The 20,964-nt window shown below is 60.5% G+C and carries 19 protein-coding genes; 9 read left to right on the top strand and 10 right to left on the bottom strand.

The genetic code is table 11. From position 1 onward, the window contains the following. Nucleotides 1–170: 170 nt before the first annotated feature. From rarD to AB5Y85_RS19025, 4 genes are all read right to left on the bottom strand, one after another. Nucleotides 171–1,067 (bottom strand): EamA family transporter RarD, encoded by an 897-nt coding sequence (rarD, locus tag AB5Y85_RS19040; RefSeq protein WP_058056247.1) that lies wholly within the window; start codon nucleotides 1,065–1,067, stop codon nucleotides 171–173. A 125-nt stretch (nucleotides 1,068–1,192) separates the two neighbouring features. Next, a complete protein-coding gene (locus AB5Y85_RS19035; RefSeq protein WP_005341999.1) occupies nucleotides 1,193–1,363 on the bottom strand; it encodes a hypothetical protein in 171 nt (56 codons plus the stop codon). 126 nt (nucleotides 1,364–1,489) lie between these two features. Continuing rightward, a complete protein-coding gene (locus AB5Y85_RS19030; RefSeq protein WP_257686833.1) occupies nucleotides 1,490–2,986 on the bottom strand; it encodes an aldehyde dehydrogenase in 1,497 nt (498 codons plus the stop codon). 124 nt (nucleotides 2,987–3,110) lie between these two features. Next, nucleotides 3,111–3,653, bottom strand: coding sequence for a cupin domain-containing protein (locus tag AB5Y85_RS19025; protein ID WP_005339643.1), 543 nt, complete (start codon nucleotides 3,651–3,653; stop codon nucleotides 3,111–3,113). Between the two features lie 186 nt (nucleotides 3,654–3,839). On the opposite strand from AB5Y85_RS19025, the gene AB5Y85_RS19020 reads away from it, so the two are divergent. The 6 genes from AB5Y85_RS19020 (at nucleotide 3,840) to AB5Y85_RS18995 (ending at nucleotide 10,429) form a co-directional block, all read left to right on the top strand. After that, on the top strand, nucleotides 3,840–5,171 hold the full coding sequence (locus tag AB5Y85_RS19020) for an aspartate aminotransferase family protein (RefSeq protein ID WP_257686832.1): 1,332 nt from the start codon (nucleotides 3,840–3,842) through the stop codon (nucleotides 5,169–5,171). 80 nt (nucleotides 5,172–5,251) lie between these two features. Beyond that, complete coding sequence (locus AB5Y85_RS19015; RefSeq protein ID WP_257686831.1) at nucleotides 5,252–6,748, top strand: CoA-acylating methylmalonate-semialdehyde dehydrogenase; 1,497 nt, start codon at nucleotides 5,252–5,254, stop codon at nucleotides 6,746–6,748. A gap of 83 nt (nucleotides 6,749–6,831) precedes the next feature. Beyond that, nucleotides 6,832–7,560, top strand: a complete 729-nt coding sequence (locus tag AB5Y85_RS19010; protein ID WP_005357481.1) for a glutamine amidotransferase — start codon at nucleotides 6,832–6,834, stop codon at nucleotides 7,558–7,560. Between the two features lie 154 nt (nucleotides 7,561–7,714). After that, a complete protein-coding gene (locus AB5Y85_RS19005) occupies nucleotides 7,715–8,686 on the top strand; it encodes a LysR substrate-binding domain-containing protein (RefSeq protein ID WP_042012323.1) in 972 nt (323 codons plus the stop codon). Nucleotides 8,687–8,792: 106 nt separating this feature from the next. After that, on the top strand, nucleotides 8,793–9,632 hold the full coding sequence (locus tag AB5Y85_RS19000; protein ID WP_042079777.1) for a PfkB family carbohydrate kinase: 840 nt from the start codon (nucleotides 8,793–8,795) through the stop codon (nucleotides 9,630–9,632). 344 nt (nucleotides 9,633–9,976) lie between these two features. Next, complete coding sequence (locus AB5Y85_RS18995; protein ID WP_005339654.1) at nucleotides 9,977–10,429, top strand: Rrf2 family transcriptional regulator; 453 nt, start codon at nucleotides 9,977–9,979, stop codon at nucleotides 10,427–10,429. Between the two features lie 72 nt (nucleotides 10,430–10,501). Here AB5Y85_RS18995 and AB5Y85_RS18990 read toward each other — a convergent pair whose 3' ends face one another. Then, nucleotides 10,502–11,023: a ferredoxin-type protein NapF gene (locus AB5Y85_RS18990; RefSeq protein WP_005339657.1), complete on the bottom strand. Its 522-nt coding sequence runs from the start codon at nucleotides 11,021–11,023 to the stop codon at nucleotides 10,502–10,504. A gap of 139 nt (nucleotides 11,024–11,162) precedes the next feature. Here AB5Y85_RS18990 and AB5Y85_RS18985 point away from each other — a divergent pair, with 139 nt between their 5' ends. Further along, complete coding sequence (locus AB5Y85_RS18985; protein ID WP_021231493.1) at nucleotides 11,163–11,378, top strand: hypothetical protein; 216 nt, start codon at nucleotides 11,163–11,165, stop codon at nucleotides 11,376–11,378. Next, nucleotides 11,375–12,715 (top strand): DNA recombination protein RmuC, encoded by a 1,341-nt coding sequence (gene rmuC / locus AB5Y85_RS18980; protein WP_368221971.1) that lies wholly within the window; start codon nucleotides 11,375–11,377, stop codon nucleotides 12,713–12,715. The genes AB5Y85_RS18985 and rmuC overlap by 4 nt, the downstream gene beginning before the upstream one ends. Nucleotides 12,716–12,865: 150 nt before the next feature. On the opposite strand, the gene add is transcribed toward rmuC, so the two are convergent. The 5 genes from add to glnA all read right to left on the bottom strand — a co-directional run bounded on the left by add (nucleotide 12,866) and on the right by glnA (nucleotide 18,682). Next, nucleotides 12,866–13,867 carry an adenosine deaminase gene (gene add / locus AB5Y85_RS18975; RefSeq protein ID WP_368221969.1) on the bottom strand — a complete coding sequence of 334 codons (1,002 nt, stop codon included), beginning with the start codon at nucleotides 13,865–13,867 and terminating at the stop codon, nucleotides 12,866–12,868. Between the two features lie 141 nt (nucleotides 13,868–14,008). Beyond that, nucleotides 14,009–15,427: a nitrogen regulation protein NR(I) gene (gene glnG / locus AB5Y85_RS18970; protein WP_005339666.1), complete on the bottom strand. Its 1,419-nt coding sequence runs from the start codon at nucleotides 15,425–15,427 to the stop codon at nucleotides 14,009–14,011. Nucleotides 15,428–15,436: 9 nt separating this feature from the next. Beyond that, nucleotides 15,437–16,492, bottom strand: a complete 1,056-nt coding sequence (glnL, locus tag AB5Y85_RS18965; RefSeq protein WP_139444367.1) for a nitrogen regulation protein NR(II) — start codon at nucleotides 16,490–16,492, stop codon at nucleotides 15,437–15,439. Nucleotides 16,493–16,578: 86 nt separating this feature from the next. Continuing rightward, nucleotides 16,579–17,157, bottom strand: a complete 579-nt coding sequence (locus AB5Y85_RS18960) for a DUF4124 domain-containing protein (protein WP_005339670.1) — start codon at nucleotides 17,155–17,157, stop codon at nucleotides 16,579–16,581. A gap of 115 nt (nucleotides 17,158–17,272) precedes the next feature. Then, entirely contained in the window at nucleotides 17,273–18,682 is a 1,410-nt protein-coding gene (gene glnA, locus AB5Y85_RS18955; protein ID WP_005339672.1) for a glutamate--ammonia ligase, read from the bottom strand. Between the two features lie 351 nt (nucleotides 18,683–19,033). Here glnA and typA point away from each other — a divergent pair, with 351 nt between their 5' ends. Next, on the top strand, nucleotides 19,034–20,845 hold the full coding sequence (typA, locus tag AB5Y85_RS18950) for a translational GTPase TypA (RefSeq protein WP_005339679.1): 1,812 nt from the start codon (nucleotides 19,034–19,036) through the stop codon (nucleotides 20,843–20,845). Nucleotides 20,846–20,964: the final 119 nt, after the last annotated feature.

The raw sequence follows: 20,964 nt of genomic DNA, 5'->3' as shown, positions 1-20,964 counted from the left end.
TTCGGCTCTGTTCAGGGATAGCATAGCTCTCTGGCAGGATAGTGAGACTCGGGTGTGGTCTGTTGATGGCGAGTCGGCTCTGGAGAAGGGGAAGTCGCAGTCTGAAGGCCACTGGTGGCACGAAAAAGAACCCCGGCTGATGAGCCGGGGTCGATGGTGGTGAGGCGGTGTCAGGTACGGCTTGGCGCGGCTTTGCCGCTGCGCAGCCCATCCAGACTGAACAGCACCAGCGCGCTCCAGATGCAGGCAAAGGTGAGCAGTTTGTCCATCGCCAGCGCTTCCCCATAGAGGGTGACCGCGAGGATGAACATCAGGCTGGGGCCTATGTACTGGAAGAAGCCCAGGGTGGAGAGCTTGAGCCGGGTCGCGGCGGCGGTGAAGCAGAGCAGGGGGGCCGTGGTGACGGCGCCTGCGGCGATCAGCAGCAGGTTGAGGTGCCAGTCGTTCTGGGTGAGATGGCTGGTGGGGCTGTCGGCAAAGCCCCACAGATAGATGGCTGCTGGCGGCAGCATGATCATGGTTTCGATCAGCAGACCGGTGAGGGCATCGAGGGCCAGTTTTTTACGCACCAGCCCATAGATGGCAAAGCTCGACGCCAGCACCAGCGCAATCCAGGGCAAGGAGCCAAAGGCGATAAGCTGGATCGCCACCCCGGCAAAGGCCAGCGCCACCGCCCACCACTGCAGGCGGCGCAGCTTCTCGTTCAGAAACACCATTCCCAACAGTACGTTGAACAGCGGGTTGATGTAGTAGCCGAGGCTGGCATCCAGCATATGGCCGTTGTTGATGGCCCAGATGAACAGCAGCCAGTTGCCGCCGACGGTAACCGAGGTAAACGCCAGGGTGAGCAACACTTTTGGCTGGCGCAGCACCGCCTGCACCTTGTGCCACTGACGGCCTGCCAGGGTGAGTACCATCAGCAGCACGCAGGACCAGATCATCCGGTGGGTCAGGATTTCGGCGGCCGGAACGGCAGAGATGGTCTTGAAATAGATGGGGGCTATGCCCCAAAGGGTATAGGCGCACAGGGCGTAGATGACGCCCTGACGCTGGATCTGTTGCGGCATGCGGATGACCTTTACTGAAGCGTTGGATGCGGGAAAACATCGCAAAAAATCAGTGTAGCGATCCTTTTGCGGGGAAAGAAGCGAATAAACAAAGTTTGAGGGATAGGAGGAGTGTGGCTGGCCGGTCAGCCTTTACCGCGGCGGATCTTGTCGACGTCCATCAACAGCCACAACATCAGGGCGATGGCGGAGATCCAGGGGCCCCAGGTCACGTAGGCCTCGCCGTGCCCCAGCACGAAGAACAGCAGGGGCAAACCGATCACCAGAAAAAGTACGCTTCCCAGAAAAAATAGCATTTTTGTCTTTATATTTAACATGTTGGCTTTTTTATCATTATAAGGATTGAGCCCGGTGATGGAAGGCCAAAAATGCAAAAGGGGGATTTCTCCCCCTTTTTGATCCGATAGTGCTGCTTTGTCGTGTTATTCCAGCTGAATCCAGGTGCTTTTCAGCTCGGTGTACTTCTCCAGCGCATGAAGTGACTTGTCGCGACCGTTGCCGGACTGTTTGAAGCCGCCAAACGGCATGGTCATGTCACCACCGTCCCAGTTGTTGACGAACACTGTACCGGCGCGCAGGGCGCGGGAGCCTTTCACCGCCTTGTTGAGATCCGCCGTCCAGATCGCCGCCGCCAGCCCATAGTCGGTGTCGTTGCCGAGCGCAATGGCCTCTTCCAGCGTATCGAAGCCGGTCACCGCCAGCACAGGGCCGAAGATCTCCTCGCGGAAGATGCGCATCTGCGGGGTCACGTCGTCGAAAATAGTGGGTTCGATATAGAAGCCGCCACTCTCCATATTGGTGCGGTTGCCGCCCAGCAGCAGCTTGGCCCCCTCCTGCTTGCCAATCTCGATATAGCGCAGCACCTGCTCCATCTGGATGTGATCCACCATGGCGCCGATGCGGGTCGCAGGGTCGAGCGGGTTGGCCGAGATCCACTCGCGGGCATGGGCCAGCAGTCGCTCCATAAATTGCGGTTTGATGCTGTTTTGCACCAGCAGCCGAGAGGCGGCGGTACATACCTCGCCCTGGTTGTAGAAGATGGCGCCAGCGGCACTCTTGGCTGCGGCGTCCAGATCCGGCGCATCCGCCAGTATGATGTTGGGGCTCTTGCCGCCGCACTCCATAAAGGCGCGCTTGAGGTTGGACTTGCCGGAGCACTGCACCAGATGTTTGCCGATCTTGGTGGAGCCAGTGAAGGTGATGCAATCCACATCCATATGCATGGCCAGCGCCTCACCCACGGTATGGCCAAAGCCCGGCAGCACATTGAACACGCCGTCCGGAATACCCGCCTCCTTGGCCAGACCGGCGATACGCAGGGCGGTCAGGGGGGATTTCTCGGAAGGCTTGAGAATGACCGAGTTGCCGGTAGCGAGCGCCGGGCCCAGCTTCCAGCAGGCCATCACCAGCGGGAAGTTCCAGGGCACGATGGCTGCAACCACCCCGAGCGCTTCGCGGGTCACCAGTGCCAGGGCGGACTCCTCGACCGGGGCGACCTGGTCGTAGATCTTGTCGATCGCTTCGGCGTTCCAGGCGATGCAGTTGGCGGCGGCGGGGGCGTCATAGCCCATGGCATCGCCGATGGGTTTGCCCATATCCAGCGACTCCAGCAGCGCCAGCTCCACCTTGTTGAGGCGCATCAGCTCGGCGAAGCGCTGCATGATCTGTTTGCGCTGTTTCGGTGGCAGGCCGCTCCAACGCTTGTCGTTGAAGGCGTCACGCGCAGCCTGCACCGCCAGTTCGGCATCGGCTGCATCGCAGGCCGCCACCTTGGTCAGCAGCTTGCCGTTGGCCGGGTTGATGCAATCGAAGGTGGCGCCATTGACGGCATCCCGATAGCTGCCGTTGATAAAGGCTTGCGAGGGCAGGGTCAGATGGGCGGCCTTGTGTTGCCACTGGGCCAGGGTCAGGTCACTCATGTTCACTCCTTGAACCGGCAAAAGTCAGTTTCCGCGTATCAATATGCTAAACATTCTGCCGCTTGTAAATCCATCTTGTAACAATTCATTAAACATTGCCCCCCTGCCGATGCGCCTCTGAATGTCAGAAACTGGCGGGGGTGTTGGCCGAAATCAGCACGCACTCCTGCTCGCCGCTATTGCGAAAACGGTGGGGGGTGCGGCTGTCGAAGTAGTAGCCATCCCCGGCGCCCAGCAGGTAGATCTGCTCGCCCACGGTCACTTCAACCTCGCCCTTGATGACGATGCCGCACTCTTCACCCTCGTGGCTCAGCATGTCGTCGCCGGTGTCGGCGCCAGGTGGCAGCACCTCCTGCAACATGCCGATGGCGCGGTTGGCACGGCTGTGCCCGACCAGCCGGTAGCTGATGGGATGCGTGCCGAGATCCGGCATATCGGCGGCGCGGAAGATCACTTCGGTGCCCATTTCGGTCTCTTCGGTGAAGAAGCTGGCCAGCGACATGGGGATGCCTTCCAGCACCTTGCGCAGGGAGGCGACAGAGGGGCTCACCTGATTTTTCTCGATCTGGGAGATAAATCCGTTGGTCACACCGGAGCGCTTGGCCAGCTCGCGCTGGGAGAGGGCAGCCTTGGTGCGAACCGCCTTGAGGCGGTGACCGATATCCATCTATAGACACTCCTTGACTGTTTACTATTATTAAAATTGTGTTAAATATCTTATACCACCCTGCTGATGCGTCTAGCTAGGGGTGGCACCAGACAGGGCGATAACGGGCCCTTTTTTATGGATTCAGGTGTTTAATTTAATAGGCATTGGCCGACAGTTGCTAAACACCTTAAGGATGAGGTGACCATGAAACCGATCAGCGACATCAATACGCCCTCCGACATGTCCGCCTTCTGGATGCCGTTCACCGCCAACCAGCAGTTCAAGGCGGCGCCGCGCATCCTGAAGTCGGCAGAGGGGATGTATTATCACTCAGAGGATGGCCGCAAGATACTGGATGGCACAGCCGGACTCTGGTGTTGCAACGCGGGCCATGGTCGGCGCGAGATTGCCGAGGCGGTTTCCCAGCAGATTTCCCACCTCGATTTTGCCCCCACATTCCAGATGGGTCACCCCCTGCCGTTTGAGCTGGCCAACCGGCTAGTGGAGATCGCCCCCAAGGGGTTTGGCCACGTCTTCTATACCAACTCGGGTTCCGAGTCGGTCGATACCGCGCTCAAAATCGCGCTGGCCTGGCAGCGGGCTCGCGGTCAGGGCACTCGCACCCGGCTGATTGGCCGCGAGCGTGGCTATCACGGGGTCGGCTTTGGCGGCATCTCTGTGGGGGGGATTCCCGGCAACCGCAAGTGGTTCGGCTCCCTGCTGACCGGGGTGGATCATCTGCCCCATACCCTCAACATCGCCAAAAACGCCTTCACCAAAGGGCTGCCTGAGGAGGAGGTGGCGCTGGCCGACGAGCTGGAGAAGATCGTCTTCCTGCACGATGCCAGCAATATCGCGGCAGTGATCGTCGAGCCCATCGCCGGCAGTACCGGCGTGCTGATGCCCCCCAAAGGTTACCTCAAGCGGCTGCGGGAGATCTGCACCAAGCACGGCATCCTGCTGATTTTTGACGAGGTGATCACCGGTTTCGGTCGCCTCGGTTCCCCCTTTGCCGCGCAGGAGTTCGATGTCATCCCCGACATGATCACCTGCGCCAAGGGGCTGACCAACGGTGCCATCCCCATGGGGGCGGTGCTGGTGCAGAAGCACATTTATGACGACATGATGGCGGCAGGCAAGGGGGCCATCGAGCTGTTTCACGGCTACACCTATTCTGGTCATCCGGTGGCTGCTGCTGCGGGGCTCGCGACCCTCGAGATCTATCGCAACGAAAATCTGCTCAGCCGCGCCGCCGATCTGGCGGGCTACTGGGAGGAGGCGGCCCATTCGCTGAAGGGCTGCAAGCATGTGAAGGATGTGCGCAACTACGGGCTGGTGGCCGGTATCGAGCTGGAATCGATGCCGGATGCACCGGGCAAGCGCGCCTACGAGGTGTTTGTTCGCTGCTTCGAGAAGGGGGCTCTGATCCGGGTGACCGGCGACATCATCGCTCTGTCGCCACCTCTCATTATCGAGCGCAGCCAGATCGACGATCTCTTCACCCTGCTGCAGGATGCCCTGCAGGCACAGCCCTAACCCATTTGATGGCCCCGCACTGCGGGGCCTTGCGTTGGTTTGCTCAGCGCATTTACCACATCAGTTATCACGGAGGATACATGACATACAGGGTCAGCAACTTCATCAACGGCCAGCCGCAGGAGAGTCGCAGCGAGCGCCAGGGGGCCATCTTCAATCCCGCCTGCGGCAAGCAGCAGGGGAGTGTGGGGCTTTCCAGCGCCGCCGAGTGTCAGGAGGCGATCGCCATCGCCGAACGCGCCTTTGCCGACTGGTCGCAAACCCCCCCGCTGGTGCGGGCCCGGGTCTTTTTCCGCTTCAAGGAGTTGATGGAGCAGCACAGGGACGAGCTTGCCCAGCTCATCAGCCGTGAACACGGCAAGGTCTTCTCCGATGCGCAGGGTGAGTTGACCCGTGGGCTGGAGGTGGTGGAGTTTGCCTGCGGCATTCCCCATCTGCTCAAGGGGGAGCACTCCCTCAACGTCGGCCGCGGTGTGGACAGCTACTCCATGATGCAGCCGGTGGGGGTTTGCGCCGGTATCACCCCGTTCAACTTCCCGGCCATGGTGCCGCTCTGGATGTTCCCGGTCGCCATCGCCTGTGGCAATACCTTTATTCTCAAACCCTCCGAGAAGGATCCCTCCCTCTCGTTGCGGATGGCCGAGCTGCTCAAGGAGGCCGGTCTGCCGGACGGCGTGCTCAACGTGGTGAACGGTGACAAGGAGGTGGTGGATGTGCTGCTGACCGATCCGCGGGTCGGAGCCGTGTCGTTTGTCGGTTCCACCCCCATCGCCCAGTACATCTATGCCACCGCCTCGGCCCACGGCAAACGGGTGCAGGCGCTGGGCGGTGCCAAGAACCACATGGTGGTGATGCCGGATGCGGATCTCGATCAGGCGGTCTCCGCCCTGATGGGGGCTGCTTATGGGGCGGCGGGCGAGCGCTGCATGGCCATTTCGGTGGCCGTGGTGGTGGGTGACGAGACCGCCGATGCGCTGGTGGCCAAGCTGACACCGCTGGTGGAAAAACTGCGGGTGGGCCCGGGGCTGGGCCAGAGCCCGGAGAACGAGATGGGGCCGCTCATCAGCAAGGAACATCTGGCCAAGGTGCGTGGCTACGTGGAGCAGGGGGTGACCGAAGGGGCCACGCTGCGGGTCGATGGTCGCACGCTGAGCCACGATGAGGGTTACTTCATCGGTGGCTGCCTGTTTGATGAGGTAACCCCCGAGATGCGCATCTACCGCGAGGAGATCTTCGGCCCTGTGCTCTCCATCGTACGGGTGCCGGACTACGAGACGGCGCTGCGGCTCATCAACGAGCACGAGTACGGTAACGGTACCGCCATCTTTACCTGCGACGGCGACACCGCGCGGGACTTCACGGCGCGGGTGCAGGTCGGTATGGTAGGGGTGAACGTTCCCATTCCGGTGCCGATGGCGTTTCACAGCTTTGGCGGCTGGAAGCGCTCCATTTTCGGGCCGCTCAACATGCACGGGCCGGACGGGGTTCGCTTTTATACCCGGATGAAGACGGTGACGGCGCGCTGGCCCCAGAGCCTACGCAGTGGTGCCGAGTTCTCCATGCCGACCATGAAGTGACGCGCTGGCGCGTGTTCATGGCCTAACCTCTTGCCCCCGCCGGTCAATGATTGGCGGGGGCGAACTCTGTAAAGGAACAACAGATGCGATTGGGAATTCTCGATTGTGACCGGCTCGATCCCGATCTGGCGGATCGTTTTGGCCCCGTTTACTCCGAGATGTTTATCAGGGGCTTTGCGGCCCTGGCCCCCGAACTGGAATTTCGGGTCTGGTCGGCTCTTGATGGGGAATTGCCGGAGGATCTGCACGAGTGCGATGCCTGGCTCATCACAGGCTCGCGCCACGACGCCTATAGCGATATCCCCTGGATTCAGGCACTGCGGGCGTGGATCCGTCAGGCGCACGATGCCGACGTCAAGCTGGCCGGTGTCTGCTTCGGTCATCAGGTGATCGCCCAGGCGCTGGGCGGCGAGGTGGTGAAGTCTACCAAGGGGTGGGGACTGGGAGTGTCGGTACATCCCATGTTGGCAGATGAGCCCTGGATGGCACCGGCGCGGGATCAGATCCGCATTCTGGCCAGCCATCAGGATCAGGTGGCCCTGCTGCCGCCGGGGGCAACCCGACTGGCGGGCAACGATTTTTGTCCCAACTTCATGTTTTTGCAGGGGGATCACATCGTCGCCATTCAGGGGCACCCGGAGTTCTCGGTGGAGTACAACCGGGCGCTGATCGAACGGCGCCGCGGCCTGTTGCCCGACGAGCGCTACCAGAGCAGCCTCTCCTCGCTGGAGGGGGAGGTGGATTCGGCGACCATGATGCAGTGGCTGCTGCAGTTTCTGGGGATCCTGCCGCTGCGGGCTGGCGCGGCCTGAGCCCGGTTTGTCAGCCACCCCTTCGGATGCTAGATTTTGTAGCAAAATGAAGGATCAAGCGCTGCGATGTCGGGATCGGGTGATACACTGGCCGCCCTTTGTGGCGGCCTGTTTGTCTGGCGTGATCGCCGCACCAGCTTGAGAGGGTGAAGCCTTGAAACTACAGCAATTGAAGTACTTGATCGCGATCCGGGACCACAACCTCAACGTCTCGGTGGCATCCGATGCGCTCTATACCAGCCAGCCTGGGGTCAGCAAGCAGATCGGCCTGCTGGAGAGCGAGCTGGGAGTGCGGATCTTCGAGCGCCGTGGCAAGCATCTGCACCGCATCACCCCGGTGGGTGAGGAGATCATCAAGTGTGCCGAGGCGATGCTCAATATCGAGAGCAAGATCAAGGCGATCTCCCGCGAGTATCTGGATCCGACCGTGGGCACTCTCAATATTCACACGACCCACACCATCGCCCGCTATCTGCTGCCCAAGTCGGTCACCTACTTCACCAAGAAGTATCCCAAGATCTCGTTCCACCTCCATCCGGTGATGTCGGCGAGCAAGGAGCAGATCAGCAAGGGTTACTCCGATTTTTCCATCGTTGCCCACGAGATTGGCTTCGACAAGGAGCTGATCGCGCTGCCCGCCTACCTCTGGACTCTCTCGCTGGTGGTACCGCAGGATCACCCGCTGGCCAAGGTGAAGAAGCCGACGCTGGAGCAGCTCTGCCACTACCCCATCCTCAGCTACGAGAGTGGCGCCACTGGTCGTCAGGTGCAGGACGAGGTATTCCATGCCGCCGGTCTCACCCCGAGCTACTACATGACGGTGATGGACGCCGGGGTGATCAAGCGCTACGTGGAGCTGGGGTTTGGCATCGGCATCATCTCCTCGCTGGTGGCCAACGACACCGACAGCCCCGGGCTGGTCTCCATCAATCTGGAGCATCTGTTCAAGCCCTGCCCGGCGCAGATCTGTTTCAGCAAGAGCATCCTGCTGCAGAACTATATGTATGACTTTATCAGCTCCTTCTCGCCCCATCTCACCAAGGAGGTGATCCAGAGTGTGATGCAGCAGCCGAGTCAGGCGCGCATCGACGAGCTGCTGGCCGGGGTGGAACTGCCCATCTATTGATCCCGGTCGGATTCCCGATCCCTGCCGGTTGTCTCTTCTGTCAGGCTGGGCTCTACTCGGGGTTCAGCCTGTCTCTTTTGGGCTATCTCCATCGTCCGAGGTCTCTATGTCCCGCATTCTGCTGCTTGCCAATCTCAACTGTGATCATGTGCTCTCCCTCTCCGAACCTCTGGTGGCGGGGGCCCGGCTGCAATATGTGGATCAGGGGCGCAGGCTGGGAGGTGGTGCCGCCAATACCGGCATAGGGCTGGTGTGGGCGGGCCACGAGGTGACCATTGCTTCCCGTATCGGGCTGGACGAGACCGGCGACTGGCTGCTGGAGCAGGCGGCCGGTTACGGGCTGGATTGCAGCCATGTGGAGCGCTTTGGCGGCGAGACCGGCGAGCTGCTGATCCTGGTGGACTCCACCGGCGAGCGCACCATACTGCGCCGCCCGCGGCGTCCCGACCTGCCCGGCGATCTGCCGCTGGAGGGGATCGACTGCCTCTATGTGAACTATCCCGGCACCGCCATCATCAGCTACATGCGCCAGATGCTCGGCAAGAGCTTCGTGGTGGCCCAGTATCCCAAGGGCGGCCAAGCGCGCCGCCCCTGTCATGTGCTGGTGGCCTCCCGCTCCGATCTCGGCGAGGTGAGCGACCCCTGGCAACATGCCCGCCAGCTGGCGGGGGAGCAGCTCGAATGGCTGGTGTTGACCGAAGGAAAGGCGGGCGCGGTGGCCATCCATGGCGACGAGCAGATCCGGGTTGCCGCCCGGCCGGTCTCGGTGGTCGATACCACGGGGGCGGGGGATGCCTTCGCCGGTGGCCTGATCCACGGTCTGGCGCGGGGCATGGCCATCAAGGATGCGTTGCAGTGCGCGGTGGACTGGGGCGCGTTTGCCGTCGCCTCCGAGAGCTCCATCCCCTCGGTTGCCCTGAAAAACTGGCTGAAACAACCCCACTGAACCACCTTGCTGGCGGTCGATTCAGGGGCGGTTCGCGGGCCATATGGCTGCTGGTCGAAGGGGCTTGGTGAAGGAGACTATTCGGGAGATTTACCCGCCATAAAGCGGGTAAACGCCGGGCTAACCCGGCAAGTTTGCGATCAATCAAAGAAAGTGTCGATTTATGTGCATCTTCATCGACACCCGGTTGTGCTGCTCTTAACCTGTCACTCCGCAACTCAGATTAAGAGACAGGCCCCCTCTGGCGAACCAATTGGCAAACAGAGGCAAACCGGTTGTCTCCTGCCTCTTAGCTCAACGTTGTCGTCCTGATTCCTGGCTTGTAGTAAGAGGCAAGTGCGACCATGCAACTGACACGATTTACCGACTACGCCCTGCGTACCCTGACCTTCCTAGCGGTTCAGCCGGGGGATCGTCTGTCGACCATTACCGAAGTGGCCGATACCTTCGGCATCTCTCGCAACCACGTGGTCAAAATTGTGCACCAGCTTGGCATCAAGGGGTACATTGAGACGGTACGCGGCAAGCACGGTGGCATCCGCCTCGGTCGCTCTGCAGTCTCCATCAACCTGCGGGATGTGGTGATGGACATGGAGCATGTGCTCTGTCCGGTCGATTGCAAGCGCGAGAACTGCCGTCTCTCCGGTGGTTGTCGCATTCAGGGCATTCTGCGCCGCGCCATGAACGCCTTTCTCGAAGTGCTGGGCGAGTACACCTTGGCTGATGCGGTGCGCGATCCCAACCGTCTCTGCCACCTGCTGGGTATCGAGCAAGAGACTATTGTGACCATGGCCTGACGGGGCGCGGGATAACGAACAAGATGTGAAAGGGGCCTGATGGCCCCTTTTGCTTTTGTACGCAAGTGGTTTTTAACGACTGCCTGGCTGGCGGATCAGGGTAATGGCGCCGTGCAGGCAGGCGAGGCCACAGGCACCGCAGCCATTGCAGGCATCCATATTGACGTTGATGCCATCGGCCGTGGCCTTGATCGCCTGTTGCGGGCAGGCATCTTCACAGAGCAGGCAGTAGAAGCCCTGCCGTGCCTGACAACTCTCTTCAATCTGCACCCGGGTCTGCACCTGACGGCCCAGTTGCAGGTCGAGGGCGCCGGTGGGACAGGCTCTGGCGCAGCTGCCGCAGTAGCTGCACTGGCCGCAGGCGAGATCGAGCACCGGGGTGCCGGCAATCGGGCTCCCCTCATACTCCTCTTGGGTGGCCGGTTTGAGCAGACCGCGCGGGCAGGCTTTGAAACACTCGCCACAGCGGGTGCAGAGGGAGAGGTACTGGGACTCCTCGATGGCCCATGGCGGGCGCGCTTCATGGCAAACCACGGCGGGCTTGCGGGAAGCTTGCCAACCTTGTGTCAGCCAACGGAGGAAATAGTGAGTCATGCTCGCCCCTGATACCTATTAGGGGTTAATTTTATCGAAGTTTCGGGAAGCAGGCCAGAGAATAGCGGCCGTCAGGATCGCAAGCGCAGTTGCCCTTGTGTAAGCTAGGCGGGTCTTTTTACGTGGTTGAATGAAACATATGTGGCTATTTCTCTGGCGTGCGTCCCTGCTCTATGTCTTTCCCCTGCTGATGTGGGCCTACTGCCGCATCAAGGATATCGAGTTCGCCGAGCTCGATACCGGCGTCAACACCCACAAGTGGGTGGTGCTGGCCGCCTACCTCATCTACGTGGTGATCTGGATCCTGGTTAACCGCTATCTCGAACTCTTCCTGCGCCAGCGGAGCCGCAAATGATTGACCCCGGACTCTGGGGGATCTTGTTGCCTGCCGCCGTGCTGGCCCTCGGGCTTGGCTGGCTGATCGGGCGACGGGCCGCCACGGCGCAGGCTCAGGAGCTGCTGCTGGCGCAGGAGCGGCATCAAGCGTTGCAGGATCGCTTCGACGAGTTGCAGGATGAGCGCATGCAGGGCCAGCAGAAGCTGGATCAGCAGCAGACCCTGCTCATCAAACTCACCGCCCGACTCAAGGATGCGGAAGCGACCCTGCGCAGCGAGCGGCTGGCTGCCGCCGAGAAGCTGCAACTGCAACAGGAGACGGAGCAGCGCCTAAGCCAGCAGTTCGAGAATCTCGCCAACCGGATCTTCGAGCAAAACTCCGGCAACTTCCGCGAATTGAACCAGAATAGCCTCGATCTGCTGCTCACACCGCTCAAAGAGCAGCTCGAGGGCTTTCGCCGTCAGGTAGGTGAGACCCACGCTCAGGAGACGGCCCAGCGCCATAGCCTCAAGTTCGAGCTGGAGCGTCTCGCCGAGCTCAACGCCCGCATGACCGAAGAGGCGGCGGCGCTGACCCGCGCCCTCAAGGGCGACAGCAAGCAACAGGGCAATTGGGGGGAAGTGGTGTTGGCGCGGATCCTCAGCGAATGCGGCCTGCGCGAGGGCCACGAGTACCACACCCAGGTCAATATCGAGGTGGAGAAGGGCAAGCGCTACCAGCCCGACGTGATTGTCCACCTGCCGCAGGAGAAGGACATCATCATCGACGCCAAGGTGTCGCTGACCGCCTACGAGCGCTGGTACAACGCCGATGACGAGCTGGAGAAGGCGGTGGCGCTCAAGGAGCACGTCGCCTCGGTGCGCAACCATATCCGCGAGCTGGGCCGCAAGGATTACCAGCAGCTGCCCGGAGTGCGCACCCTCGACTATGTGCTGATGTTCGTGGCGGTGGAGCCCGCCTTCCTCACCGCGATGGAGGCCGATCCCTCGCTGGTGCGTTACGGTCTCGACAACAACATCCTGTTGGTGAGCCCCACCAACCTGATGGTAGCGCTGCGTACCATCGAGAACCTGTGGCGTTACGAGCGGCAAAACCAGAATGCCCGCCAGATTGCCGAGCGGGCCGGTCGCCTCTACGAAAAGCTGCGGCTGTTTGTCGAGGAGATGCAGCAGATGGGCGGCAGCCTGCACAAGGCGCAGGAGAGCTACGACAAGGCAATGGGACGGCTGGTTAACGGCCGTGGCAACCTGATTGCGCAGGTCGAGCGTTTCCGCGAGCTGGGGGTGGAGGTGACCAAGAGCCTGCCCGAGCCGCTGGTGGAGCGGGCACTGGAGCGTGACAAGGAGCAGGAGTAGTTTTTACCTGCACCGTCATCAGCCAAGGTCCAAACCCGGTTTGGGCCTTTTGCTATCTGCCTGCTTGCCCAGTGCTTACCTATCATCTGAAATCCGCAAAGCAAACGGCCCACCGAAGTGGGCCGTTTTTATTTGCAGTGCAGGTGTGGATCAGCGGCTGGCTGCGCGGGTGCTCAGTTCGGCTTTCTCGCTATCGCTCAGGAAGGCCAGGGTCAGGCCGTTCTGCTGGGCAGTGCGGATTTCGCTGGCGGTCATACCCGCGGCCGGGGCAGCCACCTCATGTTCGTGCGGCAGGTCGATCCCTTCCACCGCCGGGTCATCGGTGTTGAGGCAGGCCAGCACGCCGGCGGCCAGGAACTGGCGGATCGGGTGCTCGGTCAGGCTCGCTACCGTGGTGGTCTGGACGTTGGAGGTGAGGCAGGATTCGATGCCGATGCGGTGTTCGGCCAAATAGGCCATCAGGGCTTGATCCTGAATCGCTTTGACGCCGTGGCCGATACGCTCGGCGCCCAGCTCGCGAATGGCCTGCCACATGCTCTCGGGGCCAGCGGCTTCACCGGCGTGTACGGTGACGCGCATGCCTGCATCGCGCACCTTGCGGAAGTGGTCGACAAAGAGTTCGCCCGGGAAGCCCAGCTCGTCACCGGCCAGATCGATGGCGACCAGCTTGTCGCGGTGAGCCAAGCAGGCGGCCAGCTCCTGATTGCACTGCTCGGTGCCGAAGGTGCGGCTCATGATGCCGATCAGGTTGGTCTTGATACCGAAGTCGCGGCTGCCTGCGGCCACGCCGTCGATGATGGCTTCAACCACGCCTTGCGGGTGCAGCTTATGGGCCATCGCCATATAGGCCGGACTGAAACGCAGTTCGGCATAGTCGATACCGGCGTGCAGCAGATCTTCCACGTTCTCGTAGGCGACCCGGCGGCAGGCATCATAGTCAGCCAGCACGGCAACACCCCAGTCCAGCTTCTTCAGGAAGGCAACCAGACTCGGCTCGTTTTCGACGATCTGTACGTGGGGGCGCAGCGCTTCCAGTTCGAAGGCGGGCAGCTGGATATTGTGTTGGCGACCCAGCTCGAGGATGGTTTGCGGGCGGATGTTGCCGTCCAGATGGCGGTGCAGGTCGGTCAGGGGGAGAGATCTGTCAATCATGGGGGCGCCCTCGTCGAGTCAGGTTTGAAAGCCTGCCATTCTAGGCGGGGCTTTCAAAAAAGATACCCCGTTTATGGTTAAACGGGGTTCTGGCGGGCGGTGATTTGTCAGGGCGTGATGGGAATCGTTTTTCCCCGGGACTCAGGAGAGATCGAGTTCCTTCAGCTTGCGGGTCAGGGTGTTGCGGCCCCAACCGAGCAGGCGGGCTGCCTCCTGCTTGTGGCCGTGGGTGTGTTCCAGCGCCGTCTCCAGCATGATCCGCTCGAACTGGGGCATGGCATCGGCCAGGATGTCTGTCTCTCCCAGCGCCAGCTTGCTGGCCACCCACTCCTGCAACTGTTGCTGCCAGCAACCGGGCAACGCCGGTTGACCCGGTTCGGCGTTGTGGGTGATGGGGGTGAGCAGCTCGGCAGGCAGATCGCCCACCAGAACCTCCTGCCCCGAGGCCATCACGGTAAGCCAGCGGCAGACGTTCTCAAGCTGGCGCACGTTGCCCGGCCAGGGCAGGCGGCTGATATAGGCCTGGGTATCGGGGTGCAGGCTCTTGGCCTCGACGTTCAGCTCTTTGGCTGCGCGCAGCAGGAAGTGACGGGCCAGCTGGGGGATATCCTCACGGCGCTCCTTGAGAGCGGGGATGTGGATGCGAATGACGTTGAGGCGGTGAAACAGATCCTCGCGAAACTCGCCATCGGCGACCCGCTTCTCCAGATTCTGGTGGGTGGCGGCGATGATCCGTACATCCACCTGCACCGGCTGATGGCCGCCTACCCGGTAGAACTGGCCGTCGGCCAAGACCCGCAGCAGCCGGGTCTGCACATCCAGCGGCATGTCGCCGATCTCGTCGAGAAACAGGGTGCCGCCGTCGGCCTGCTCGAAGCGACCGTGGCGGATGTTGTTGGCGCCGGTGAAAGCCCCCTTCTCATGACCGAACAGCTCCGATTCGATGAGATCTTTGGGGATAGCCGCCATGTTGAGAGCGATAAAGTTTTTGTGGGCGCGCGGGCTGTGCTTGTGCAGGGCGTGGGCGACCAGCTCCTTGCCGGTACCACTTTGGCCGTTAATCAGAACCGAGATGCTGGAGCGTGACAGGCGACCGATGGCGCGGAACACCTCCTGCATCGCCGGTGCCTCACCGATGATCTCGGGAGTGGCGGTGGCCTCTTGCTGGCGAGACTTGCGCTTGGTGCGCTGCTCCTTGAGGTGATTCTCGGCGCGACGCACCAAGGTTACCGCTTCGTCGATGTCGAACGGTTTGGGCAGATATTCAAAAGCGCCACGCTGGTAGGCGTTGACCGCGCTGTCGAGGTCCGAGTGGGCGGTCATGATGATGATGGGCAGATCGGCCTGACGGCGGTGGATCTGCTCCAGCAGGCTCAAACCATCGATGCCGGGCATCCGGATATCGGAGAGGATCACATCGGGCGAGCGCAGCTCAAGGGCGTGCAGCAGGGCCTCGCCATCGGCAAAGCTCTCGCAGTTGAAGCCTTCGCTGCCGAGAGTGCGCTCCAGCACCCAGCGGATAGAACTGTCGTCATCGACGATCCACACTTTGGCGGTCATGGGGTTCCCTTACTTGCGAAGCGGTAGAAAAATGGTGAATTCGGTGTGACCCGGCCAGCTGATGCAGTCAATCCGCCCCTTGTGCTGGTCGATCAGGTTCTGGGCGATGGAGAGGCCAAGCCCGGTTCCCCCCTCCTTGCCGGTGATCATGGGATAGAACAGGGTGTCGCGAATGGCGTCCGGAATACCGGGGCCGTTGTCGATGATCTTGATCTCCGCCGCCAGCCGGTAACGCTGGCCGTGGATGGTGATCTGGAACGCGGTGCGGGTCTTGATACGGATAAGCCCGGTCTGATCCCCCAGTGCTTCGGCGGCATTTCGCACTATGTTGAGAAACGCCTGCTGCAGCTGATCCGGCTCCATCTCGAATTCGGGGATGCTGGGGTCGTAATCCCGCTCGATGCGAACAGAGGGAGGGAGTTCGAGCTCCACCAGTCGGCGTACCTGCTCCAGCACCGAATGGACATTGTGCATCTGGTGACGGCCGGGGCGCTGGGGGCCGAGCAGCCGATCGACCAGCACCCGCAGCCGGTCGGCCTGCTCGATGATGATGCCGGTATATTCGCGCAGCGCCGGGTCCGGCAGCTCTTTTTGCAGCAGCTGGGCCGCGCCGCGCAGGCCGCCGAGGGGATTCTTGATTTCGTGGGCCAGCCCGCGCACCAGCTCTTTGGCTGCCAGCTGCTGGGCATGTTGCTGCTGCTCCTGGCTGATCTTCTTCTGCTGGTCGATCTTGCGCAGCTCCACCACCAGCAGACGCTGTTCGTGGTCGGCCATCGGGGTGGCGCTCAGCTCCACCAGTCGCGGTTCTCCCTCTACCACCAGAGTCACTTCGCTATCGGTAAAGCCTTGCCCTGACGCGAGGCACTGCTTGAGCCGCTGCAAATCGAGGGAGATATGTTCCAGCAGATGGGGCAGTTCGATGCCGATCAGCCTGCGTTCACTGAGGGAGAGCAGCTGTTCAGCCGCCGGGTTGACGAATTGGATGCAGAGCCGCTCATCCATCAGGATCACGGCGGTCAGCAAATTATCCAAGAGTGTTTTGGCGTTGTCCGAGCGGGTTGGCACAGGTTTCTCCCTAAAACGGTGCTACACACCTGTTATGCACCGATATGGTGCATAGAGTTTACCCGCATCGGTGCGCTATATCACCCCTAGTCGGCTTTGGGGGTGGGTTTGGGAGCCGGCGTCACGCTCGCTCTATGCAGGTAAAAGGTGACTGCACTGGATTTAGCAAGGATCGTACCGTCTTTAGCGAGCAGCTCGAGCTGAGCCTCGTGGGCGCCGCGATCGACGTTTTCGACCCGGACAGAGAGGCTGTTGCTGACGATGGGGGCGGCTTTGCCATCCAGGGTCAGGCGCACATCATACTGGGTCGGAGGTTTGGGGCTGATGGTGCCCTGAAAGACGATGTTGCCTGTGTTGTCGCGCAGGGTGCTGCCCTGTTCCGGGGAGAGCAGTTCGATGGTCAGCTTGGCCGCCTCTTTCTCTTTCTTGGCATCGGCGCCGGTCAGGCTGTTGAAGTTATCCACCTGCACCGATCTGGGCGCGCTGCTGCCCAGCAGCGGGGCGACCCGCAGATCGACCTCTTTGGCGTTTTTGCCGGGTGGTGGCGCATCCGAGTAGTGGGTGATGCCATTGCCATCGACCCAGGAGTAGACCTTGGCCGCATCCGTACCGAACGAGGTCAGCAACAGGAGGCTGAGCACCCCTATGCCATGCTTGTTGTTCATCCATCTCTCCTTGACGGTATTTTGCTTAATCCTATCAGAGAAAAAACCCGCCAGATGGCGGGTTTTGTCACGATTAAGCAAGCTGACCTGATTTAAACGGCCAGTCTGCTGAGACTTAGACGGAGTAGTACAGTTCGAACTCCAGCGGGTGCGGGGTCATGCGCACACGGTCAACATCCTGCTGTTTCAGTTCCAGATAGGAGTTGATGAAGTCATCGCTGAACACGCCGCCACGGGTCAGGAACTCGCGGTCAGCATCCAGAGCGGCCAGGGCTTCGTCCAGAGAACCGGCAACGGTCGGCACTTCTGCGGCTTCTTCCGGCGGCAGGTCGTACAAGTTCTTGTCCATGGCATCGCCCGGATGGATCTTGTTGATGATACCGTCCAGACCGGCCATCAGCTGGGCTGCGAAGGCCAGGTACGGGTTGGCAGCCGGATCCGGGAAGCGCACTTCGATACGACGGGCTTTCGGGCTCGGTACCACCGGGATACGGATGGAGGCAGAGCGGTTGCGGGCAGAGTAGGCCAGCATGACCGGCGCTTCATAACCCGGAACCAGACGCTTGTAGGAGTTGGTGGTCGGGTTGGCGAAGGCGTTGATGGCCTTGGCGTGCTTGATGATACCGCCGATGTAGTGCAGAGCCATCTCGGACAGACCGCCGTACAGGTCACCAGCGAACAGGTTGACGCCGTTCTTGGCCAGAGACTGGTGGCAGTGCATGCCAGAGCCGTTGTCACCGAACATGGGTTTCGGCATGAAGGTAACGGTCTTGTTGTAGGCGTGGGCCACGTTGTGGATCACGTACTTCAGTACCTGTACTTCGTCAGCTTTCAGCGTAAGAGTGTTGAAGCGGGTAGCGATCTCGTTCTGACCGGCAGTGGCCACTTCGTGGTGGTGAGCTTCAACGACCTGGCCCATCTCTTCCAGCACCAGACACATGGCGGCACGGATATCCTGGGAGGAGTCGACCGGTGCAACCGGGAAGTAACCGCCTTTCACGAACGGACGGTGACCCTTGTTGCCATGCTCATAGGCAGTGCCGGAGTTCCATGCGGCTTCTTCAGATTCGATTTTCACGAAGCTGTGGCCCATGGTGTTGGAGAAGGTGATGTTGTCGAACATGAAGAATTCCGGCTCCGGCCCGAACAACACGGTGTCAGCGATGCCGCTGGACTTCAGGAAATCTTCTGCACGCTTGGCGATGGAGCGCGGATCGCGGTCGTAGCCCTGCATGGTGGCAGGCTCCAGCACGTCACAAACGATGTTCAGGGTGGTCTCTTCGGTGAACGGGTCCAGCTTGGCGGAGGCTGCGTCCGGCATCAGTACCATGTCGGATTCGTTGATGCCCTTCCAGCCGCCGATGGAGGAACCATCGAACATCTTGCCGTCTTCGAAGAAATCTTCATCAACCTGGTGAGCAGGGATGGATACATGCTGCTCTTTACCCTTGGTGTCGGTAAAGCGCAGATCAACAAACTTGACTTCGTGTTCCTGGATCAGGGCCAAAACGTTCTGGGCTGACATGCTAAGTAACCTCCGGTGTTAAAACTCTCTGGGTGAATGCGTCGTCGTATTCACATAAGCCAGTATCGTGCCAAGTTTGTGACAGCTTGATTTCAGGGCAATCTCGCTGAAGAGGCTCCCCAAAATCAGGCGATCTCGACTCGCGTTGCATCAATTTAGTGCGATGGTGGATCGTTTTGGTGCACTGTAATGGTGCGCGAAATACGGTCACCGCCCATCTAAGCAGGGTTTGTCAGAGAGGTCTATGATCCAGATCTGTTGTTATGCGCGAATGTACTGCAATTCTGCTAGGCAGATCACAAAGGCAAGAGTACAATTAGCGCCCAATTTTACCCGGTGATTGAGGCGAGAATGTTAGAGAATTTACGCAATATTGCGATTATTGCGCACGTTGACCACGGCAAAACGACTCTGGTTGATAAGCTGCTGCAGCAGTCCGGCACCCTGGACCGCTCCACGGAAGGCCAGGAACGGATCATGGACTCCAATGATCTGGAACGGGAACGTGGCATCACCATTCTCGCCAAGAACACTGCGATCCGCTGGAATGACTACCGCATCAACATCGTTGATACCCCGGGTCACGCCGACTTCGGTGGTGAAGTAGAGCGCGTACTGTCCATGGTTGACTCCGTACTGCTGCTGGTTGATGCCGTAGACGGCCCGATGCCGCAAACCCGTTTCGTGACTCAGAAGGCGTTTGCTCAGGGTCTGAAGCCGATCGTGGTCATCAACAAGGTTGACCGTCCGGGTGCTCGTCCTGACTGGGTAATGGATCAGGTATTCGACCTGTTCGACAACCTGGGCGCGACTGACGAACAGCTGGATTTCAAAGTTGTTTACGCCTCTGCACTGAACGGTTGGGCCACCATGGATCAGGACGTCGAGTCCGAGAACATGGAGCCGCTGTTCCAGGCTATCGTTGACAACGTTGAAGCGCCGAAGGCTGATGCCGAAGGTGGTTTCCAGATGCAGATCTCCCAGCTGGACTACAACTCCTACGTGGGCGTTATCGGTATCGGCCGTATCACCCGTGGTCGCGTCAAGACCAACCAGCAAGTCACCATCGTTGGTGCTGACGGCAAGACCCGTAACGGTAAAGTCGGTCAGGTGCTGGGTTACCTGGGTCTCTCCCGTACTGAAGTTACCGACGCGCAAGCGGGTGACATCATCGCTATCACCGGTCTGGGCGAGCTGAAAATCTCCGACACCATCTGTGACAACGGTGCCGTTGAAGCCCTGCCGCCGCTCTCCGTTGACGAGCCGACCGTGAACATGACCTTCCAGGTCAACACCTCACCGTTCGCTGGTAAAGAAGGCAAGTTCGTGACCTCCCGTAACATTCTGGAGCGTCTGAACCAGGAGCTGGTCCACAACGTGGCCCTGCGCGTGGAAGAGACTGATGATCCGGACAAGTTCCGTGTATCCGGTCGTGGTGAGCTGCACCTCTCCATCCTGATCGAAAACATGCGTCGCGAAGGTTACGAACTGGCTGTGTCCCGTCCGGAAGTAATCCTGCGTACCGTTGATGGCGTTCTGCAAGAACCGTTCGAAACCGTAACGGTGGACGTTGAAGAAGCGCACCAGGGTTCCGTGATGGAGCAACTGGGTCTGCGTAAAGGCGAAATGACCAACATGACGCCGGATGGCAAGGGTCGTGTCCGTCTGGACTTCATGATCCCGAGCCGTGGCCTGATCGGTTTCCAGACCGAGTTCATGACCATGACCTCCGGTACCGGTCTGCTGTACCACACCTTCGACCACTACGGTCCGCACAAGGGTGGCAGCATCGGCGAGCGTCAGAATGGCGTGCTGATCTCCAACGCTACCGGTAAGGCCCTGACCTACGCCCTGTTCGGTCTGCAAGACCGTGGTCGTCTGTTCATCGGTCACGCGACCGAAGTGTACGAAGGCCAGGTGATCGGTATTCACTCCCGTTCCAACGACCTGACTGTTAACTGCCTGAAAGGCAAACAGCTGACCAACATGCGTGCCTCCGGTACCGACGAAGCTCAAGTGCTGACTCCGCCGATCCGCATGACTCTGGAACAGGCTCTCGAGTTCATCGATAACGACGAACTGGTAGAAGTGACTCCGAAGAACATCCGTATCCGCAAGAAATTGCTGACCGAGCTGGATCGTAAGCGCTCTGGCCGTGGTTAATGCCATGTGCTGAGTCTCGGCAGCCCTTGCGGCCGCTGATGGTTCACTGATAAACGGACCCAAACCTCTGGTTTGGGTCCGTTTCTTTATGCCTGTGATCCGCTCTGGCCATCCTGATG

Source organism: Aeromonas sp. R3-1, from assembly GCF_040908345.1.
In the GTDB taxonomy this organism is placed as follows: Bacteria; Pseudomonadota; Gammaproteobacteria; order Enterobacterales; family Aeromonadaceae; genus Aeromonas; species Aeromonas veronii.
Note: the sequence above shows the minus strand (reverse complement) of the source record. Positions and strands in the feature narration are given on the sequence as shown.